We start from the raw sequence: 18,841 nt of genomic DNA, 5'->3' as shown, positions 1-18,841 counted from the left end.
TAATTGAAAGGTTTCTTATTTAATTTCCTTCGTAGCGTATGTAGCGTAGGGTTTAAACCCTACGCTACATACGCTACGAAGGAAATTTGAAAAATTATTCCGGAAAATTAAGTTCATGATCTGGGAAATGCTTTTTATTATTTTCGGAATTCTTTAAAACCTAAAACCCAAAGCTAACAACCAGCAACCAACAACAACTAACCAACAATCAACAACCAGATTAATGCCCGAATTACCCGAAGTAGAAACGCTCCGCAAATACCTGGAAGCAACCAGCATGCACCAGAAAATTACCGGTTTTACGGCTGTAGATGCAAAGCGCCAGATCACCATGCCGGCCGAAGATTTCCGGGAGCAAATAATGGGGCGCCAAATGGTAAAAACCACCCGGATCGGGAAACATTTACTCGTAACGCTCGACAACGGCAAGGTGCTGAGCCTGCATTTCGGCATGACCGGCGATCTACATTATTACCGTATTCCGGAAGATGCGCCGCGTTTTGAACGGGCTACTTTTTTCTTCGACAGCGGCTTTAAACTGGCTTTTGCAGATTCGCGTAAGTTTGGCCGGATCGGTTTATGGGAAAGCGAAACGGTATATAAAACAGCTAAAAAACTCGGGCCCGATGCATTGGAAATTTCCGGCGCTGAACTGGCAAAAAGCCTGCGGAAAAGAAAAACTGCGCTTAAATCTGCGCTGCTCGATCAGAAAATCCTGGCCGGAATTGGCAACTGGCTCGTAGATGAAATTCTGTTCCAGGCAAAACTGCACCCGGAAATAATTGCCGCCGAACTAACCGATCCGGAAATTCAAAACCTGCTGGAAGCCACGCAAAACGTACTGCAGATCTCTATCGAAGAAGAGGCCGTTTACCGCCAAATGCCGGCTACTTTTCTCATTCATTCCCGCGAATGGGATGACTCGCCGCACGCCGAAAAAGATGCGCATAAAAACTGCCCGCGGTGCAAAACTGAGATCACAAAAATGGTTGTTGGAGGCCGCGCTACGTATATATGTACGCAATGCCAGCAGAAGTAAAAAATACACGAACCTGTATACAGAACGCTCTTATCATCAGGTGAAAAACAAGGCCGAATTAAACAACCTTGTTATACTGTTTACTGTCCCGGAATAAGTACTTTTGTAGCGAAAGCGTTGGCAGAATTGTTCATTATTTTTGGTGCCGGCCTCAGGTGTTGGCTGGTAAACTTTTAAAGCATGAAAGAAAAATTATATAACGCATTGCCATTTGTGCTGCTGATTTCAGGGCTTGTTGTTACTTTTTTATTTTTCCGGAACGAACTGCGCTGGCATGAGATCAGCCGGCGAACGTATTACCAGGACCAGCTCGAAAAGATCAGGCAGAATATTGCTTTTCGTTTGCAAACCTATGTAGATGAGCAGGTTGCGGCCGGCGCTTTTGTAGCCAGTTCCGAACAGGTAAACCGTTACGACTGGCGTGATTTTGTGACCGCTTTACAATTAGATATAAATTATCCGGGTATATACGGTCTTGGTTTTGCTGTTCCGGTAAACAAGTCAGATTCGCTGGCGTTTGTAATGGAAAACCGCCGCGACCGGGCTCCCGATTTTTCGATAACCAGTTTGGGCAAGGTGCCGGGGGCAAAAGAATTTTTCGTGATCAAATTCATCGAGCCGCAGCTGCGTAATCATAGAGCGCTCGGGTTTGATATGGGTTCGGACCCAACCCGCCGCAGGGCCATGGAAAAAGCCCGGAATACGGGTAAGGCCGCCATTTCGGACCGGGTAGTGCTGGTGCAGGATAAAAATAGAACCCCCGGTTTCCTGATTTACGTGCCGGTTTTTCGCTCCGAAGCCCTTGAGGAGAATTCCACTAAACGGTTTTTAGGTTGGGCGTACGCGCCATTTGTTGCTGAAAATTTTATGAAGGGCGTATTGCAGCGGGAGCTCAGTCGTCGGGATCTGCCTTACCAGGTAGAACTCTACGATGGCGCCCGCACCGATACGAGTAAATTGCTATACCGCTCCTGGGTTGTGCGCCCGGAAATGTCCGATTCTACTTACACAGCCTCTTTCCCGGTTTACAATAATCAGTGGACGCTGCGGCTTTTGCCGGTGCGCGACTACGAAACCGCCAAGGGTAAAACGCTGGCTTACGTAATTCTTTTCGGCGGAATTCTGCTTAATGTTTCGCTTTTCTTTTTGCTGCGCACCCTGGCCAATACCCGCGAAAATGCCCTTAAACTGGCCGATAAAATGACCCTGGAATTACGCGAACTGAACCACAGCCTGGACCGCAAAGTAGCAGAACGAACGCAGGAACTGGCCGCTAAGAACAAACAATTGAGTAACTACGCCGAGAACCTTAAAAACGCATACGAGGATATGGAAGTGAAAGTGAAATTCCGGAATCTGCAGTTAGCAAAAGAGGTAAAAGCATTGCAGGAAGAAATTTCAAGACTTAAAAATTCTAAAGGTTAATCTGTAGCTGTGCGTTACCTCGATCTGAATATTATAGCTACGGAGCATCTGCTGGGCAGTTGGGATGTATTGGAACGGCCAGGCGGTCAGGTTTCTGATACTTCCGTTTTTGCAACCTGCAGCAAAGTGGTTTTTCAGAATAAAGGTTCCGTAATAGTTACCGATGGCACAGCAAAAACCGGGCACTGGGAATTGTTTAAAGAAACCGAAATTATCTATAACCCGCAGCTTAACTTTACTTTCAGCGAAGAAGAAGGCGTTTTAAATGCCATCATAACCCGATACCGCGAAGACGATGAAGAAGACTATTTCAGCCGGAAAGTAACGTTTTATTTTACCTCCGGCATGGAACTGGTGCTCGAGCAAAAAGCAGAAAATCCGCTTTGATCTTCCTTTAAAAAACAATGAAAATGGCAGACAGTTTTGAGCCTGAAAAGTATAGCGTTTTATAAAATTGCAGGGCTTAAAGCCAGCGCTTCTGCTGTTTTAAAAGCAGACTTTTTAGTCCGGAAAACCTACCGTTTTTCCAACCAAAAAGGCCGGTTAAATTTCTTAACCGGCCTTTTTGTTAAGTTTTTTTTAGTGGCAGAATTTTATTGCAAAGGTAGGTTGCCGGCAATTTCTTTCAGGGCAATTTCGGCTATTTTGGCCAGGTATTGCGCATTGCTGTAGCGTACTTTGGCATTTAAATAATTCAGCTGCGCATCGCGGAATTCTACCGGCGTAAGGGTGCCTAACTCGTATTTGTCTAAAGTTATTTCCTGGTTGCGCCGTGAAATTTCCACGTTGTTCTTTTCCAGCGTTACCAGATCTAAATTGGTAAGGTAAACCTGGTAAGCCCGGGTAAGCTGCGAACTAATGGTCTGGTTCGTTTTTTCCTGGTCTATCTGCGCATTTTTTATCTGCAGCTCTGCTATTTTTTCGTTCCGGCGCTGCAAACCGCCGTTAAACAGATTTACCGAAGCCGAAAGGCCATACGTAAAGCCACGTCCGGAAGAAGAAGTAGCAAAGCCCAGCGCAGATTCTGAACGGCTGAAATTATACCCTGAATTTACGCCCACGGCCGGGTACCGGATGGCGCGCACCTGTTTTTTATCGAGTTCGGCAATGCGTTTGTTAATTCCGGCTGCTTTTAAGCTCGGGTTTTGCTGTTGCGCCAGGCTAGAAAGATGCCCTAAAGTAAGTGAAGCGTCTATCCGGATAGAATCCGTCACTTCAAATGGCGTGGCAATATCACGGCCAATGATCTCGTTCAGCAGGGTTTTGGTGTTGATATAAAGTTCGCGCTGGCGCAGCAGGTTGGTAGTATCGGTATTCAGGTCTACCTGCGCGTTCAGCACGGCCAGCTTCGCTGCTTTGCCAATGGTAAAGCGGTTCTGGGCTACATTTAAGCGCATGCGGGAGATCACAATGGCAGAATCGTAGGCTGAGAGTTGCTGCTTTTGCTGGATCAGATCGTAATACGTGCGCATTACTTCGCCCACTTTGGTCAGAACGGTTTGCTGCAACTCGGTTTCGCTCAGTTTCCGGAATTCCTGTAACTGGTCGTGGCGGGCAAACATGCCGAAACCGTCAAAAACCGTCCAGTTCAGCTCCGCGCCATAATTCAGGTTCGAATTCCGGGCATTGTTCCGTTCGCGAATGGAGCCATCGGCCTGGGTTTGGCGGGTCGTCTGAATACCGTTATTGTCGTTCAGTACCGCATCTACGCGCGGCGTTAAACCGGCATTGGCCCAGCTTACATTCAGGTCTTCAATTTCAACATTATTCCTGGCCAGCCTGATGTCATAATTCCGTTCCAGCGCAATCCGTACGGCTTCTTCCAGGGTTAAAATTTCCTGTGCGCTTGAGCTGCCAGCTTTCAAAAAGCCGACCAGTAATATGCTCAGGAAAAGAATTTTATGCTTCATTTTTTGTTCCAGTATATTTTTAACAGAAATCCCTAAGCAGAAAATACTGTTAGCTTAAAGATTTATTGCCTTTAATTTATTGCGTCATCCCGACCTTGAAAGGGAAACATCGTGTGCCGAACCTTCAGGAAAGCTAATTAGAAACCTACTGCAAGAAATTCTTTGTTTCGCTCGAATTCCATAGTAGTACCCAATAGTTTCTTCGACAGGCTCAGAATGACCCGATAATTCATTCCCGCATTCAAAACCTAGTGCCCGGTTTTCATGGCTACTTCTCTTTCAAATTCCTCAATATGATCGAACTCCGGATGATGCTTGCGTTCTTTGCTCCACATCGAATAAATAGCCGGGATCACGAATAAGGTCAGAATTAACGAGAACATGGTGCCGCCAACAATTACAATACCCATGCCCATGCGGCTTTGCGCAGCGGCGCCTAAGGCTAAAGCAATTGGTAAAGCGCCCAGCGCAATGGCCAGACTCGTCATTAAAATAGGGCGGAGGCGGGCTTCGGAAGCTTCCATAATGGCTTCCATTTTAGGTTTGCCCTGCTCGCGCAGCTGATTCGCAAATTCCACAATTAAAATCCCGTTTTTAGTAACCAGGCCAATGAGCATGATGGTACCGATCTGGCTGAAAATATTCCAGGTCTGTCCGAATAGCCACAACGAAAGCATGGCTCCTGCTACCGCCATAGGTACAGTTAAAATAATAATGAGCGGATCGATAAAGCTTTCGAATTGTGCGGCCAGGATTAAATAAATAAGCAGTAAAGCCAGGGCAAAGGCAAAAGCCGTGTTCGAGCTGCTTTCCACAAAGTCACGCGATTCGCCGCCCAGGTCCGTAGAGAAGGTATCGTCCAGTACTTTATCAGCTACGCGGTCCATGGCTTCAATGCCGTCGCCAATGCTTTTGCCCGGCGCCAGGCCCGCCGAAATCGTAGCCGACATGTAACGGTTATTGTGGTAAAGTTGCGGCGGCGCACTTCTTTCTTCAACTTTCACTAGGTTGTCGAGCTGAATAAGCTGACCGGTATTGCTGCGCACAAACAACGAAGTCAGGTCAATGGGCGCATCGCGGTCGGTTTCTTCAAATTGCCCGATTACCTGGTATTGCCGCCCGTTCATGATAAAATAACCAAAGCGCTGCCCGCTGAGCGAAAGTTGTAAGGTTTGGGCCACATCCAGAACCGATACGCCCAGACTTTGCGCTTTTTCGCGGTCTATGGTAATGTTTATTTCCGGCTTGTTGAATTTCAGGTTTACATCTACCATGCTGAAGGTAGGGTCTTTGGCGGCTTCATCCAGAAATACCGGGATCTTTTCTTCTAGTTTCTGAAAGTTAGGTGCCTGGATAATGTATTGAATGGGCTGCCCGCCGCGCCGGTTTACTGAAATGGTTGGCTGCTGAATGACCGTAGTCCGGGCTTCGGAATAGCGTTTGGTTAAACTGGTCAGGTCTTCGGCGATATCTTTCTGCGAACGTTCGCGTTCCGAAGGGTCTTTTAATGCAAGGCGCACCATGCCGCTGTTTACCGCTCCGGAGCCACCAAAACCCGGCGAAGTAATTACCAGCGCCACTTGTTTCTCGGGAATTGAATCGTTCAAAAGCTGCGTTAGGTCGTTCATGAAACGATCCATGTATTCATACGAGGCGCCTTCCGGGGCAGAAACCTGTAAACGCAGCATGCTCCGGTCGTCGTAAGGAGCGGTTTCTTTTTGCAGATTTATGTAGAAAAGCACGATCATGCCCAGACAGGCCAGAATGATCGGGAAACTAAGCCAGCGTTTTTGCATGAATTTTCCCAGCGTTTCGGCGTAGCCTTTATTCATTTTCTGAAAATACGGCTCGGTAAGATCGTAGAATTTCGATTTTTTATGGCCACCTTTTTTCATGAGGTAAGCGTTCAGCATAGGTGTTAAGGTAAGCGAAACGAAGGCCGAAATAAGCACCGCCGCCCCGATCACCACGCCAAATTCCCGGAACAACCGGCCCACAAAACCTTCCAGGAAAATGACCGGCAAAAACACCGCGGCCAATGTAATGGAAATGGAAATTACGGCCAGGAAGATCTCGTTCGAACCTTTTATGGCAGCCTCGATCGGGCTCATGCCTTCCTCTACTTTCTTGAAAATGTTTTCGGTTACCACAATGCCATCGTCTACTACCAGACCGGTTGCCAGTACAATGGCCAGCAGGGTAAGCACATTTACCGAGAAACCGCAGAGGTACATGATAAAGAACGTGGCGATCAACGAAACCGGAATATCGATCAAAGGCCGGAAGGCAATGCTCCAGTCGCGGAAGAACAGGTAAATGATGAGTACCACCAGCACCAAGGAAATGGCAATGGTTTCGCCTACTTCGATCACCGAATTTTTTACGAAAATGGTGTTGTCCATGGCAATATTCAGTTTCAGATCCTGGGGCAGTTCATTTTTTAGTTTTTCGAACTGCTCATAAAAGGCCTCTGAAATTTCTAAATAATTGGTGCCCGGCTGCGGAATGATGGCTAAACCAACCATGGGCTGTCCCGATTCGGTCATTTTGGTTTCCAGGTTTTCCGGGCCAAGCTCGGCACTTCCAATGTCGCTGAAACGGATTATTTTACCTTCCTCCGATTTTACGATCAGGTTGTTGAACGCCCCTTCGTTGGAAAGATTTCCCAGGGTTTTTACCACCAGTTCGGTATTGGAGCCGGTTACTTTTCCGGAGGGAAGTTCTACGTTTTCGCGGTTCAGGGCGTTGCGTACATCGCTCACGGTCAGGCCGTAAGAAGCCAGTTTGGCCGGGTCGAGCCAGAGGCGCATGGCGTAGCGTTTCTGCCCCCAGATCTGCACCGCACTCACGCCCGGAATGGTTTGTAAGCGCTGCGCGATTACGTTTTCAGCATAATCACTAAGTTCAAGCTGGTTGCGGTTGTCACTGCTCACCGTCATGGTAATAATGGCGTCGGCGTCGGCATCGGCTTTGGAAACTACCGGCGGCGAATCAATATCTTCGGGTAAATTCCGGATGGCCTGCGAAACTTTGTCGCGCACGTCGTTGGCGGCTTCTTCCAGGTCTTTTTCCAGGTTAAATTCGATGGTAATGTTGCTGGTTCCCTGGTTGCTCGACGAGGAAATATTCCGGATCCCATCGATCGAGTTGATGGCTTTTTCGAGCGGTTCGGTTATCTGCGATTCAATAATATCGGCATTGGCGCCGGTATAACTGGTGCGCACCGACACCACCGCCGGATCGATAGAAGGAAATTCGCGGATGCCCAGAAAGGTATACCCGATCACGCCGAACAGGATCAGCATGAGGTTGACCACTATGGTGAAGACCGGCCGCTTGATACTGGTGGTAGATAAACTCATATTACTTGTTTTTTATGCCTGACTTTTTACCTCCAAAACGCTACCGTTTTCGAGCTTAAAAGTGCGGGTTTATACTTTTTTTTCGGTAGCCGGCTATTTTTTCGCTGCCTCAATCTTTACTTTTACCGGTGCATCGGCTTTCAGCGTCATAATACCGGAAGTTAAAACAGTATCGCCTGCGGTAAGGCCGGAAGTAATAAGCACGTCTTTTTCGGTACGGGTGCCGGTTTCTACTTTAACTTCTTTGGCTTTGCCGTTTTTCGCTACAAACACTTTCTTTCCGTTCTGGATCGGGATAATCGCTTCGGAAGGAACCAGTAAGGCATTTTCTATTTCGGTAAGCGGCAGTTCAATATTGGCAAAGGAACCGGGACGCAAAATATTCTCTGGATTCGCAGCCCGGGCGCGGAGCTGGAGCGTGCGGGTGGCAGATTCTATGCCGGGCTCAATGGCGTAAACCGTAGCGTTGTATTTTTTAGTATTTCCGGCAATGGTAAAACTGATCTCTGTATTTACTTTTACCTGGTTCGAATATTTTTCGGGTACGGAGAAAGTGATCTTTACCGGATCGGTATTTACCAGGTTGGCAACTACAACTTCGGGCGAAAGGAAACCGCCCTCGGAAATGTTGCGCAAACCAATTTGTCCGGAAAAAGGCGCTTTAATGGCAGTTTTGGCAATTTGCGCCTGTATAAGTTGGGTCTGAGCCTTGGTGGTTAATAATTCGGAGCGGGCTACGTCGAATTCTTCCTTGCTGATGGCTTCTTTTTGTAAAAGCAGGCCGGCGCGTCGTTCATTTTCGGCGGCGAGTTTTTGCCTGGTCTGGGCCTGGGCCAACTGGGCGCGCAGTTCAGAATCGTCTATTTTCAATAAAACCTGGCCCTTGCTAACGCGGCTGCCTTCCTGAAAAGAAATATTGCTTACCCGGCCGGAAATTTCACTTCTGATCGTTACCTGTTCGTTGGCTTCTATTGTTCCGGTTACGGAAAGCGTGTTGGAAAATTGCTGTGGTTGGAGCACTACGCCGCTTACGCGCATGGCTGGCATGCCGCCGCCCGGACCGCCTTTGCCGCCGCCTTTTCCACCGGGGCCACTTTTGCCTTCCAGTTTTTTATTAGCAGAGATCCGGTAAAAAATAAGGGAACCAAGTGCAACGAGTAAGATGGCGTAAACAATGTATTTTGTTTTCATAATGCAGTGAAGCGGAGCTTTAGCCGGTTTCCGGGGCCGACTTTTGAGGGCTAAATCCCTAGCGTTTTTAAAAATATTTCAACCAGAAAAGCGTACTGAAACAGAAACTGGTTTTTCCTTAAACGGCGGAAAAGCCATTTCCATATACTGTTCCGCTATTTTCCGGACTGGTTTCAGGTAAATTGAAATTTAAACAAAGCTAATACGAAAATGCCTTTGAAAAGACAACATTTGTAAAAGCTTTTGTTAATTTTCGTACTTTCCGGGCAACCGGAAACTTTAGATGTAGCTACAGATAAAAGGTTTAATTTGAAATTTCAGAATTTTGGAAAATGCCGGCCCTGACTTCTTAAACCACTAAAATAATTCCGGAAATTTATTTTCAGATTTGCAATGAAAGATAAGAAAGGTAATTTTTTTGAAGATGTGTACGCCGTGGTTAAGCTTATACCTAAAGGCCGGGTTACTTCTTACGGAGCCATTGCCAGTTATTTAGGTTCCAAAGGTTCGGCGCGCATGGTTGGCTGGGCTTTAATTGCCGCGCACCCGCTAACCGATCTTCCGGCTTACCGCGTGGTGAACCGCAACGGATTGCTGACCGGCAAGCAACATTTCGGCGACCCAAACGCGATGCAAAGTGCCCTTGAAAGTGAAGGCCTGATCATTATTAAGGACCAGATCCAGGATTTTGATAAGCATTTCTGGGACCCGGCTAAAGAATTGCTTTAAAACACGTTAAGAAGAAGTAAAATATTGCTCCCTACTGCCCGACCGATTTTTTGTTCCGGGTGTTAAGCCGTACCTTTGCAGGGTTAAACTTTTTCCTATTTCATGAAAAATATTTTATCCGCTTTTTTCGTGCTGATCTTTACAGTGCAGGCGGCTTACGCGCAAACTTACGCGCTGAAAGGCAAACTGGTAGACAAAGCTTCAGGCGAAGGCCTGGCCGGCGCCAGCGTGCAGGTTTCCAGCCCCGGAACCACTACCGGCGGACTTACCGAAGTGAATGGTACGTTTAAAGTAGAAAACCTGAAACCGGGTACCTACACCGTAACAGCCAGTTATATCGGTTATCTTTCGGCTACCGAAACGGTGGTAATTTCAAATAAAGACGCTTTTGTAACCTTCCGCCTGGGCGAAGATAATGCTACTTTGAATGAAGTGGAAATTGTGGCCGACGTAGCCGTGGAACGTGAAACGCCGGTGGCTTTCTCTGCCATTAAAGAATCTACCATCCGCGAAAGTTTAGCGGGCCGCGACCTACCTTTATTGCTAAATGAAACGCCAGGAGTTTACGCGACCAATCAGGGCGGTGGCCCGGGCGAATCGCGTATCAGCATCCGGGGTTTCAGCCAGGAAAACATTGCCGTAATGGTAAACGGGGTGCCGGTAAACGATATGGAAAACGGCCGCGTGTTCTGGTCTAACTGGGATCTGGGCGATGTAACCAAATCTACGCAGGTACAGCGTGGTTTAAGTGCTTCTAAACTGGCAACGCCTTCGGTTGGGGGTACCATGAATATTCTTACCAAAGGTTTTGAAAACAAACGCAGCTTTGTAGCCCGCCAGGAAATTGGCAGCAACAGTTACTCAAAAACTTCGCTTATGTATTCTTCCGGTCAGTTGCAAGGCGACTGGGCTTTTACAGTTTACGGTTCGCGCCGCACCGGCGATGGCTGGGTAGAAGGCACCTGGGACGATTCCTGGAGCTATTTTGCCAACATCAGCAAGAAATTCGGCAACCATACGCTTTCTTTAACCGGTTTAGGTTCGCCGCAGAAACACGGGCAGCGTTCTTTTGCCAAAAACATTGCAACCTACAGCGCCGATAAAGCCCAGGAACTGGGTGCTACCAACTATAAAGATAACGATGGCAAGATTATAGGTGATTATGGTTTTGACTATAATGCCCACTGGGGTGAACTGGATCGGTACACGCTTTCTGACGGGGATACCATTCATAACCGCGAAAAACTGAACGAACGCCAGAACTATTACCACAAGCCGCAATTCAACCTGAACCATTTCTGGACCATTTCCGAAAAGCTATTCATGAGCAACGTGGTGTATGCTTCAATCGGTAACGGGGGTGGAGTGAGCCCGCTGAGTACCATTGCTACTAAAAATGGCCGCCCAAATTTCCAGAGTATTTACGATGCTAACTACAGAAACCGGGAAACTACCAAAGCTACCAATATTCTGCGCGCCAACGTAAACAATCACCGCTGGTATGGTTTTATTTCGGGCATGGATTATAAGGCTACTGAAAGAACTACGTTATCGGCTGGTATTGATGGCCGTACCTACAAAGGCGAACACTACAGCCAGGTTCACGATCTGCTAGGGGCGAATTTTGCCAGCAACATTTCCGGCCACGCCAACCAGGATCCGAATAAGAAGCTTTATGAAGGTGACAAGATCAGCTTCAATAACGATGGTTACGTGCGCTATATTGGTGGTTTCCTGATGGCCGAGTATAAAACGCCGGTACTTTCGGCTTTTGTAAGCGGCACGCTTTCGAATACGGCCTATAAGCGCAAAGATTATTTCCTGCCGAAAATTTACAGCATTAATGGTTCCCAAACCCCGGTCGGTTTTTATACCACCCCGGCTACCATTGTAAACCAGGTTAATAATATTTATTATACCCAGTCCGATTATGTGATCTCCGGAAAAGATACCGTACAGCTTAATCAGAACTCCCCGGTAACGGTAGGAAGTGGTACCAGCGCCAAAAACATTCAGCAGGTTTCCGGTACCGGCAAGCTGAAAGAAAGCGACTGGGTAAAATTTACCGGTTATACCATTAAAGGTGGTCTGAACTACAACCTGAACGAATTCAACAACCTCTTCTTCAACTTAGGTTATATTAATAAGCCGCAGTTCTTCAACTTCGTGTTCGATACCCGCTCCGGTGAGCAATTTGCCAACAACCAGAACGAAGGCGTAATGTCTTTTGAAGTTGGGTATGGGATCAACCGCGGAAATTTTAAAGCCAACCTGAATGGGTACCACACTACCTGGTACGACCGTTCTATTTCCCGTTCAGTGCAGGATGAAGCCACCGGTGGCATGCTTTACTACAATATTACCGGCATGGATGCCCGCCACCTGGGCGTGGAGCTGGAATTAGCCCAGGAGATCAGTCGTAAAGTTTCCCTGAATGCTGCTATCTCGTTGGGCGACTGGCGCTGGAATTCAGAAGGAAAGGCCCGGATTGTAACTGAAACAGGGGTTCAGATTGGTGAAGCAGATTTTAATGCCAAAGGTATTCACGTGGGTGGTTCGGCACAAAACCAGTTTATGCTGGGTGTGCGTTACGAACCGATTAAAGGTTTCTACATTCGCCCTACTTACCTGATGTTCGCCAAAAATTATGCAGATTTCTCGCCGGATGCCTTGCCGGCCGGTAAAACCCCGCAGGATGCTTTCCGTCTGCCAACCAGCCGTAACATCGATATTCACTCCGGTTATTCGTTTAAATTCTATAAAGACCTGAAACTGACGCTTAATGGCTCGGTGCTGAACGTGCTGAATGAATTCTACATTACCGATGCTCCAACCCGTTCCGGAATCAACCAGTTCGATCCGAATTCCATTGAAGTATTCTTCAATCGCGGCCGTACTTTTGTATTAGGCGCTTCGGTTAGTTTATAAGTCAAGAACGCTATCCTTTTTTCCTCAAAAACCAGCTCTTAACCGGGCTGGTTTTTTTTGTTTTCCGGTAAAGCTGCAAATTTAAAAATGGTATGGTTTCAGGCTTAAAAAGTAATGTGCGGATACGGGCAGCAACGTGCGGAAACATACAAAATGCGTGTGTGCAAGGCTTTTATGCTATTAATTCGAAAATATTGCCTAAATTTTCAGCGTCAAAAATAATTCTATGAAAAAAAGATCGTTTATACCAGTTTCGTTGGCGTTGGCAGCTATGTTGCTAACCCAGTGCAAAGCGCCGGAAGCGCAGCAACAATCTTCGGCCAAAGTAATTGCCACTCCGGCTCCGGAAATGTTGGCAGTTGCCAAAGGGGTGGGCATAGATGTGCCCAACATCGATAAATCGGTGAAGCCGTGTGATGATTTTTATTTGTACGCCAACGGTAACTGGATAAAGAACAACCCGGTGCCGGCTACCGAAAGCATCTGGAGCAGCTTTAACGAAGTAGCGGAACGTAACAACGCTATTCTGCGCCAGTTACTTAACAACGCTGCGGCTACCACCAACGCCGAAAAAGGCAGCAACCTGCAAAAAGTGGGCGATTACTTTTATTCCGGCATGGACTCCGCGGGAATTGAAACCGCCGGCCTGGCACCGCTGAAACCGGAGCTGGACCGTCTGAATGCCGTGAAAGACCTGAAAGGCCTGCAGAATATGCTGGCCACCCACCAGATGCATGGCTTCGGCCCGATGTTCGGTTCGTATGTGGGTCAGGACGATAAGATCAGCACGCAATATGCGCTGTTCGTGTTCCAGGGCGGAATTGGTTTGCCGGACCGCGATTATTACCTGAAAGACGACAAACGTTCGAAGGAGATCCGCACGGCTTACCTGAATTACCTGCGCAACATGTTTACGTTATTAGGCGATTCGGAAAAACAGGCTGTAGCCAATGCCAATAAGGTAATGGCCATTGAAACGCGTTTAGCCAAAGCTTCCAAATCGAGAGTGGAGCTGCGCGATCCGTATGCTAATTACAACAAAATGACGGTAGCAGAATTCCAGAAGCTGATGCCGAACCTGAACGTAAAAAACTGGCTGACCAACATGAAACTGGGTGCAGCCAAAGAAGTAATTGTGGGCCAGCCGGCTTTCTTTAAAGAGCTGAACGCGATGCTGAAATCGGTTCCGGTTGCTGACTGGAAAACCTACATGCGTTTGCGGATGGTTTCTTCTTTAGCCAGTGCCTTACCAAATGCTTACGCGCAGGAAAACTTTAATTTCTTCAGCAAAACCCTGAGCGGTGCCAAGCAAATGCAGCCGCGCTGGAAACGCATGGCTCGCGCTACTGACAACGCTCTGGGCGAAGCCTTAGGCCAGCTTTACGTAGAGAAAACCTTCTCGCCGGAAGCCAAAGCCAAAGCCCTTACCATGATCAAAAACCTGCAGGCTGCTTTTCAGGAGCACGTAAAAACGCTGGACTGGATGAGCGAAGAAACCAAGCAGAAAGCCATGCAGAAACTGGATGCTTTCGCGGTTAAGATCGGTTACCCGGATCAGTGGAAAGATTATTCTACGTTCGACGTGAACCGCGGCCCTTATGTAATGAATGTGCTGCGTGCGCGCATGTTCGATTACAACGATATGGCTTCGAAACTGGGTAAACCGGTAGACCGCAACGAATGGCACATGAGCCCGCCAACCGTTAACGCGTATTACAATCCGTCTATGAACGAGATCGTGTTCCCGGCCGGTATTCTGCAGCCGCCTTTCTTCGATCCGAAAGCGGATGACGCCGTAAATTATGGCGGAATGGGGGCTGTGATCGGCCACGAACTGACCCACGGATTTGATGATCAGGGACGCCAGTACGACCACGAAGGCAACCTGAAAGACTGGTGGACCAAAGAAGATGCCGAACGTTTTGCCAAACACACCGAAATGGTGGACAAGCAATATAGCGCTTACCAGCCACTGGACAGCGTTTTCGTGAACGGACAGCTGACCATGGGCGAAAACATTGCCGATATTGGCGGTCTGAACATTGCTTTTACTGCTTTACAAAAAGCCAACGCCGGCAAAACCGATCCGAAATACGACGGGTTCACCCAAAACCAGCGTTTCTTCCTGGCCTGGGCACAGAACTGGCGCATAAATGCTACCGACCAATATTTGCGTCAGCAGGTAATGACCGATCCGCATTCACCGGGTAAATTCCGTTGCAATGGTCCGTTAGCCAACATGCCGCAATTCTACGAAGCTTTCGGTTGCAAAGAAGGCGACAAAATGGTACGCAAACCGGAAGAACGCATCCGGATCTGGTAACCAGAAAACGGTATCGTTTTAAAGCAAAAAAGAGGTGCCAAGCTGGTTCCTCTTTTTTTTGTGCTTAATTCTGACGTCAGTTATGGTTTAGTGAGTTCTGTCCAGAAAAGAGACTGTTTAATTTCATCTTTCAATTTAGCCACAGTAAGATTCTGCCCTGCTGAATAAGGATGTATTGTAGTTTTTTTATTTCTCCAATTTAATTCAAAAGAACCGGTCCCTTTTCTTTTAATTGTCGTTAAAGAGTTCTCAATTTCAGACGCTATCTTATTTTTGTCGAAATTCTCATTGATCAATACAATCGCACTTTTTACAACGGACTGGTAGTTACTACTTCCCTTAGAGGCTAAAGCTTGAAGAACAATTATATCAAGAGCTTCATCGAATCTTTTTAGCTTTTTTAGACAGTCAACAAGATAAATCTTTAATCTATTTTCATTAATTCTCAGATCTGTGCCTGAAGAATTAAAATATGGAAACTTATTTAAGCTCTGCGTATAATAATCTAATGCTTTTTCATAATTCCCTCTATTATATTCAATGGAAGCAATATTTGAGGTAGAAAAGTGCTTATAATTTGCGTAAGGCTCAAAAATGCCTCTTCCTCCAACTCTACTATTATCTTTAACATTTGAACTTCTAATTTTCTCATACCATAATATTGCTTGGTCTAAGCTGTCAGAGGCATCGTAAGTATATGCAAGATTATAGACTGCTTGATTATAGTATTCAAAACCCTTATAATTTCTAACTAATTCTTTAAAGTTTTTAATGGCCTCCGAGTAATTTTCAAGCTCAAAAGCTTCTCCACCAGACATAAAAAGACTGTCAGCTTTACTTTGAGCAAAAACATTTACGCTTATAGCGTTGAGGATTAAAAATAGAAATATTCTTAACATGAATGTTCGATGAATTGTCGTCAATTAATATATGCCCTTGTCAATACCCAAAAACGCTACCCAAATCACCCAAAAAACTGCCGGCACTCAAAAACCAACCTCACCACCGGAATTTTCTCCAGCGGATGCACCGTATTGGGTAAAACCAACAGGGCGGCATTTTTCAGTTGTTTGCTAACCGCCACGGTTTCTTCCAGGCTAACCATCGGGTCGCGGTCGCCGACGCTAACTAAAACCGGAATTTCAATTTGCGCAAGTTCTTCCTCGGAAAGTGCTTTTTGCCGGCCTAAACCAAGCATCATTTCGGCGGTTTTGCGGAGCACGTTTTTCCAGAGGTGCGCGCCGTGGCGTTCGGAAAGTTCACTGGCAAACATCGGCACCTTGGCTTCAATCTTATCCGGATCGAGCAGTTTGGTTTCTTTTTCGGCCGAAGCTTCGGTCCAGTCGAATTTGGTAGCGAGCGTGAAAATGCGCTTTACTTTTTCCGGATACCTGGCCGCTAAATGCAACGCCACGTAACCGCCCATGCTGTAGCCAAAAATGGAAATAGCCTCGATCTTATTTTCTTCGAGCCAGTTAAAAACCTGTTCAGAAAAGCCTTCAATTTTAAACGGTTCCGTAGAAAATGCTTCCGAACCGTGGCCGTAAAAATCGAGGCAATAAACCTCGTAATGTTCCGATAAAGCGGCTTTCAGTGCGTTGAAACCGGTCTGGCAACCCAGCGCGCCGTGCAGCAATAAGAGTTTTTCCATGTAAATTGCTATCGTTTTTTAGAACAATTTGCCCGTCGCGGGTTTGTCAGAGTTCGGTTTCGTTTCAGGTTCGTCGTTGCATTCAATGTCTTCGAAAACCTGGTTGATGGCGGCTTCGGCGGAACGCAGTTTCTGCTTGCAGATCTTGATGAGTTCGGAAGAGCGCTGCACTTTCTGGGTCAGTTCATCTACATCTACGGCGTCGGTTTCTATGGCTTTCAGGATGGCTTCGAGCTCCTGCGTGGCTTCTTTATAGGTTAGGTTCTGGTTCATAAAATTGTCAGGTTGGTAATGGTACTTTCGGCGCCTCCGTCGGCAAAATGCGTCTGGATCAGGTCGCCGGGTTTCAAGTCTTTGGCGCTGCGCACCAGCTGGCCGTGCACGTAAGTTAAGGTGTAGCCGCGCAGCAGCATTTGCTCCGGATCGCGGTTTTTTACTTCCATTTCGGTGAGCTGCAAACGGTAGGTTTTTTCGCGCAAAAACTGCTGCGTTTCGGCTTTAATTTTATTGGTAAAGGGTTGAAAAAGAAGCTGTTTATTGCTGATATTGTTTTTGGCGGAAGTGCTGATGCAGTAAATTAGATGCTCGAGTTTTTGCTGCTTTTGTGCTACCGTTTGGCGGCTAATATTTTCGAGTTTGTGGCTTTGCTGCAAAAGTTTTACTTCCGAATTTTCGAGCTTTTTTCGCGTGAAATTTACCAGGTTCAGTTCGTGGCAGCTGATGAGTTTATCCTGTTCGGTCAGGTATTTTTTCGGCTTTACCGATAAACTGCGCACCAGCATTTCGAGCCTGGAATCCTGCTGCTTTAAATAACGGTTGGTTTGCTGCGATAATTGCAGAACCTGGTTTTCGAGCTGCGCGTTTTTGCGTTTCACAATCACGGCTGCCAGGTCTTTCAGGTCTTCGAAAACGGTATCTAAATGCGCTTCAAAAGTCAGGCAGCAATCAATTAAAAAAGCAGCGACAGCAGTAGGGGTTTTCAGTTTGGTATGGGCTACAATATCGGCCACCGTTTCGTCGCGTTCGTGGCCGATTCCGGTAAGTACCGGCAACGAAAAATTGCCGATTGTCGCCGCCAGTTCATAATCGTCGAAACACAAAAGATCGGTTTGCGCGCCACCACCACGAATTAAAATCACCGCATCGAACTGGCTTTGCTGCATTTCGATTAACCGCAACGCCTGCCTTACCGAAGCCGCCGCTTCGTTGCCCTGCATGCTTGCTTCGAACAAAGTGGTTTGAAAATGGTAGCCGTATGGATTCTGCGCCAGCTGCTTCATGAAATCTTCGAATCCGGCGGCGGTAGCCGAAGAAATTACGGCCACGCGTTGCGGCACTTCGGGCAGGAAGCGCTGTTTGTTTTTTTCTAAAAGGCCGTTGGCTTGCAGTTTCCGGAGCGTTTCCTGCTTCTGCCGCGCCAGATCGCCAATGGTATAGTTCGGGTCGATGTCGAGAATATCGAGGTTGAAGCCGTACAGTTCGTGAAAACGCACGCTGGCATTCAAGAGAATTTTGAGTCCGGAGCGCAATTTGTGGCCGGTCTGGCTTTCGAAATAAGTAGAGATTTCGCGGTAATTGTTGCGCCAGATCGTGCCTTTGGCCTGGGCGATTAAATTATTCTGATTACGGTTGTCTTTTTCGGTAAGGGTTAAATAGCAATGGCCGCTGGCATGCGTTCGTACTTCCGAAATTTCGGCAACCACCCAGTAACCGGCCGGAAAAGCTTCTTCCAGCGCTTCGCGGATCTTATTCTGGAGCTGGAAAAGCGTAAGCGGCTGACTGGCGCGGGTGGCGTAAGAAACGTCTGTGTACGTAATTTTCGTGAATAAACCCATGCTGCCAACTTCTTGATTTTACAAAGCTAAGGTAGGGATTTTCAATTTAATTTGTTTGGTATTGTGATCCGGAATTAAGGAGTTTTTATGCTTGAAAGCATAGCATTTTTTCCTCTTGTCATCCCGACGTTAGGAGAGATCCCGTCGGGTTGGTAGTAATATTTTGCTATTGAGTTTTTAAGCTTGAAAGTATAGCGTTTTTATAGCGTTGCTTCTGTTCTTTACTTCTAGGTTTTGAGTTTTATAGTTAACTTTCTACCTCAAGCCGGGAGGCTTCGTTTCTGCTCCAAAGCCGTGGATTCACCTGCCCTACCGGGCTGCCTCGTTCCTCGGCACCGGTTAATCCAAAGTCTTTGGAACAGAAACTGATGTCATTCTCCTTCGTAGTCAGCTTTCTTTTTAGTTTAGTTTCTCTGCTAACGTGGTTTTCAGGCGCGCTGCGCTGGCG

At 47.0% G+C, this 18,841-nt stretch carries 13 protein-coding genes; 6 read left to right on the top strand and 7 right to left on the bottom strand.

The features are described from left to right. Nucleotides 1-223: 223 nt before the first annotated feature. The 3 genes from mutM to I5M27_RS13655 all read left to right on the top strand — a co-directional run bounded on the left by mutM (nucleotide 224) and on the right by I5M27_RS13655 (nucleotide 2,851). A complete protein-coding gene (gene mutM / locus I5M27_RS13665; RefSeq protein ID WP_200506874.1) occupies nucleotides 224-1,039 on the top strand; it encodes a DNA-formamidopyrimidine glycosylase in 816 nt (271 codons plus the stop codon). Nucleotides 1,040-1,219: 180 nt separating this feature from the next. After that, entirely contained in the window at nucleotides 1,220-2,464 is a 1,245-nt protein-coding gene (locus I5M27_RS13660; RefSeq protein WP_200506873.1) for a CHASE domain-containing protein, read from the top strand. A gap of 9 nt (nucleotides 2,465-2,473) precedes the next feature. After that, nucleotides 2,474-2,851: a hypothetical protein gene (locus I5M27_RS13655; RefSeq protein WP_200506872.1), complete on the top strand. Its 378-nt coding sequence runs from the start codon at nucleotides 2,474-2,476 to the stop codon at nucleotides 2,849-2,851. Between the two features lie 206 nt (nucleotides 2,852-3,057). Here I5M27_RS13655 and I5M27_RS13650 read toward each other — a convergent pair whose 3' ends face one another. The 3 genes from I5M27_RS13650 to I5M27_RS13640 all read right to left on the bottom strand — a co-directional run bounded on the left by I5M27_RS13650 (nucleotide 3,058) and on the right by I5M27_RS13640 (nucleotide 8,927). Continuing rightward, nucleotides 3,058-4,374 (bottom strand): TolC family protein, encoded by a 1,317-nt coding sequence (locus I5M27_RS13650; RefSeq protein WP_200506871.1) that lies wholly within the window; start codon nucleotides 4,372-4,374, stop codon nucleotides 3,058-3,060. Nucleotides 4,375-4,622: 248 nt separating this feature from the next. Then, nucleotides 4,623-7,736 (bottom strand): efflux RND transporter permease subunit, encoded by a 3,114-nt coding sequence (locus I5M27_RS13645; protein WP_200506870.1) that lies wholly within the window; start codon nucleotides 7,734-7,736, stop codon nucleotides 4,623-4,625. 93 nt (nucleotides 7,737-7,829) lie between these two features. Next, the gene (locus tag I5M27_RS13640) at nucleotides 7,830-8,927 is read right to left on the bottom strand and encodes an efflux RND transporter periplasmic adaptor subunit (protein WP_200506869.1); all 1,098 of its coding nucleotides are present in this window, start codon (nucleotides 8,925-8,927) and stop codon (nucleotides 7,830-7,832) included. A gap of 393 nt (nucleotides 8,928-9,320) precedes the next feature. Here I5M27_RS13640 and I5M27_RS13635 point away from each other — a divergent pair, with 393 nt between their 5' ends. From I5M27_RS13635 to I5M27_RS13625, 3 genes are all read left to right on the top strand, one after another. Then, nucleotides 9,321-9,656: an MGMT family protein gene (locus tag I5M27_RS13635; RefSeq protein WP_200506868.1), complete on the top strand. Its 336-nt coding sequence runs from the start codon at nucleotides 9,321-9,323 to the stop codon at nucleotides 9,654-9,656. A gap of 102 nt (nucleotides 9,657-9,758) precedes the next feature. Then, nucleotides 9,759-12,584 carry a TonB-dependent receptor gene (locus tag I5M27_RS13630; protein ID WP_200506867.1) on the top strand — a complete coding sequence of 942 codons (2,826 nt, stop codon included), beginning with the start codon at nucleotides 9,759-9,761 and terminating at the stop codon, nucleotides 12,582-12,584. A gap of 226 nt (nucleotides 12,585-12,810) precedes the next feature. Continuing rightward, entirely contained in the window at nucleotides 12,811-14,907 is a 2,097-nt protein-coding gene (locus I5M27_RS13625) for a M13 family metallopeptidase (protein ID WP_234462535.1), read from the top strand. Between the two features lie 80 nt (nucleotides 14,908-14,987). Here the strand turns inward: I5M27_RS13625 and I5M27_RS13620 are convergent, their stop codons facing one another. The 4 genes from I5M27_RS13620 to xseA all read right to left on the bottom strand — a co-directional run bounded on the left by I5M27_RS13620 (nucleotide 14,988) and on the right by xseA (nucleotide 18,393). After that, nucleotides 14,988-15,806 carry a tetratricopeptide repeat protein gene (locus tag I5M27_RS13620; RefSeq protein WP_200506866.1) on the bottom strand — a complete coding sequence of 273 codons (819 nt, stop codon included), beginning with the start codon at nucleotides 15,804-15,806 and terminating at the stop codon, nucleotides 14,988-14,990. A 65-nt stretch (nucleotides 15,807-15,871) separates the two neighbouring features. Beyond that, nucleotides 15,872-16,558, bottom strand: a complete 687-nt coding sequence (locus I5M27_RS13615) for an alpha/beta fold hydrolase (RefSeq protein WP_200506865.1) — start codon at nucleotides 16,556-16,558, stop codon at nucleotides 15,872-15,874. Nucleotides 16,559-16,576: 18 nt separating this feature from the next. After that, entirely contained in the window at nucleotides 16,577-16,831 is a 255-nt protein-coding gene (gene xseB, locus I5M27_RS13610) for an exodeoxyribonuclease VII small subunit (RefSeq protein ID WP_200506864.1), read from the bottom strand. After that, nucleotides 16,828-18,393, bottom strand: a complete 1,566-nt coding sequence (gene xseA / locus I5M27_RS13605) for an exodeoxyribonuclease VII large subunit (protein WP_200506863.1) — start codon at nucleotides 18,391-18,393, stop codon at nucleotides 16,828-16,830. The genes xseB and xseA overlap by 4 nt, the downstream gene beginning before the upstream one ends. Nucleotides 18,394-18,841 lie beyond the last annotated feature (448 nt).

The sequence above is a fragment of the Adhaeribacter terrigena genome (assembly GCF_016623615.1).
Lineage (GTDB): Bacteria > Bacteroidota > Bacteroidia > Cytophagales > Hymenobacteraceae > Adhaeribacter_A > Adhaeribacter_A terrigena.
This window is presented reverse-complemented; position numbering and strand designations above follow the sequence as displayed.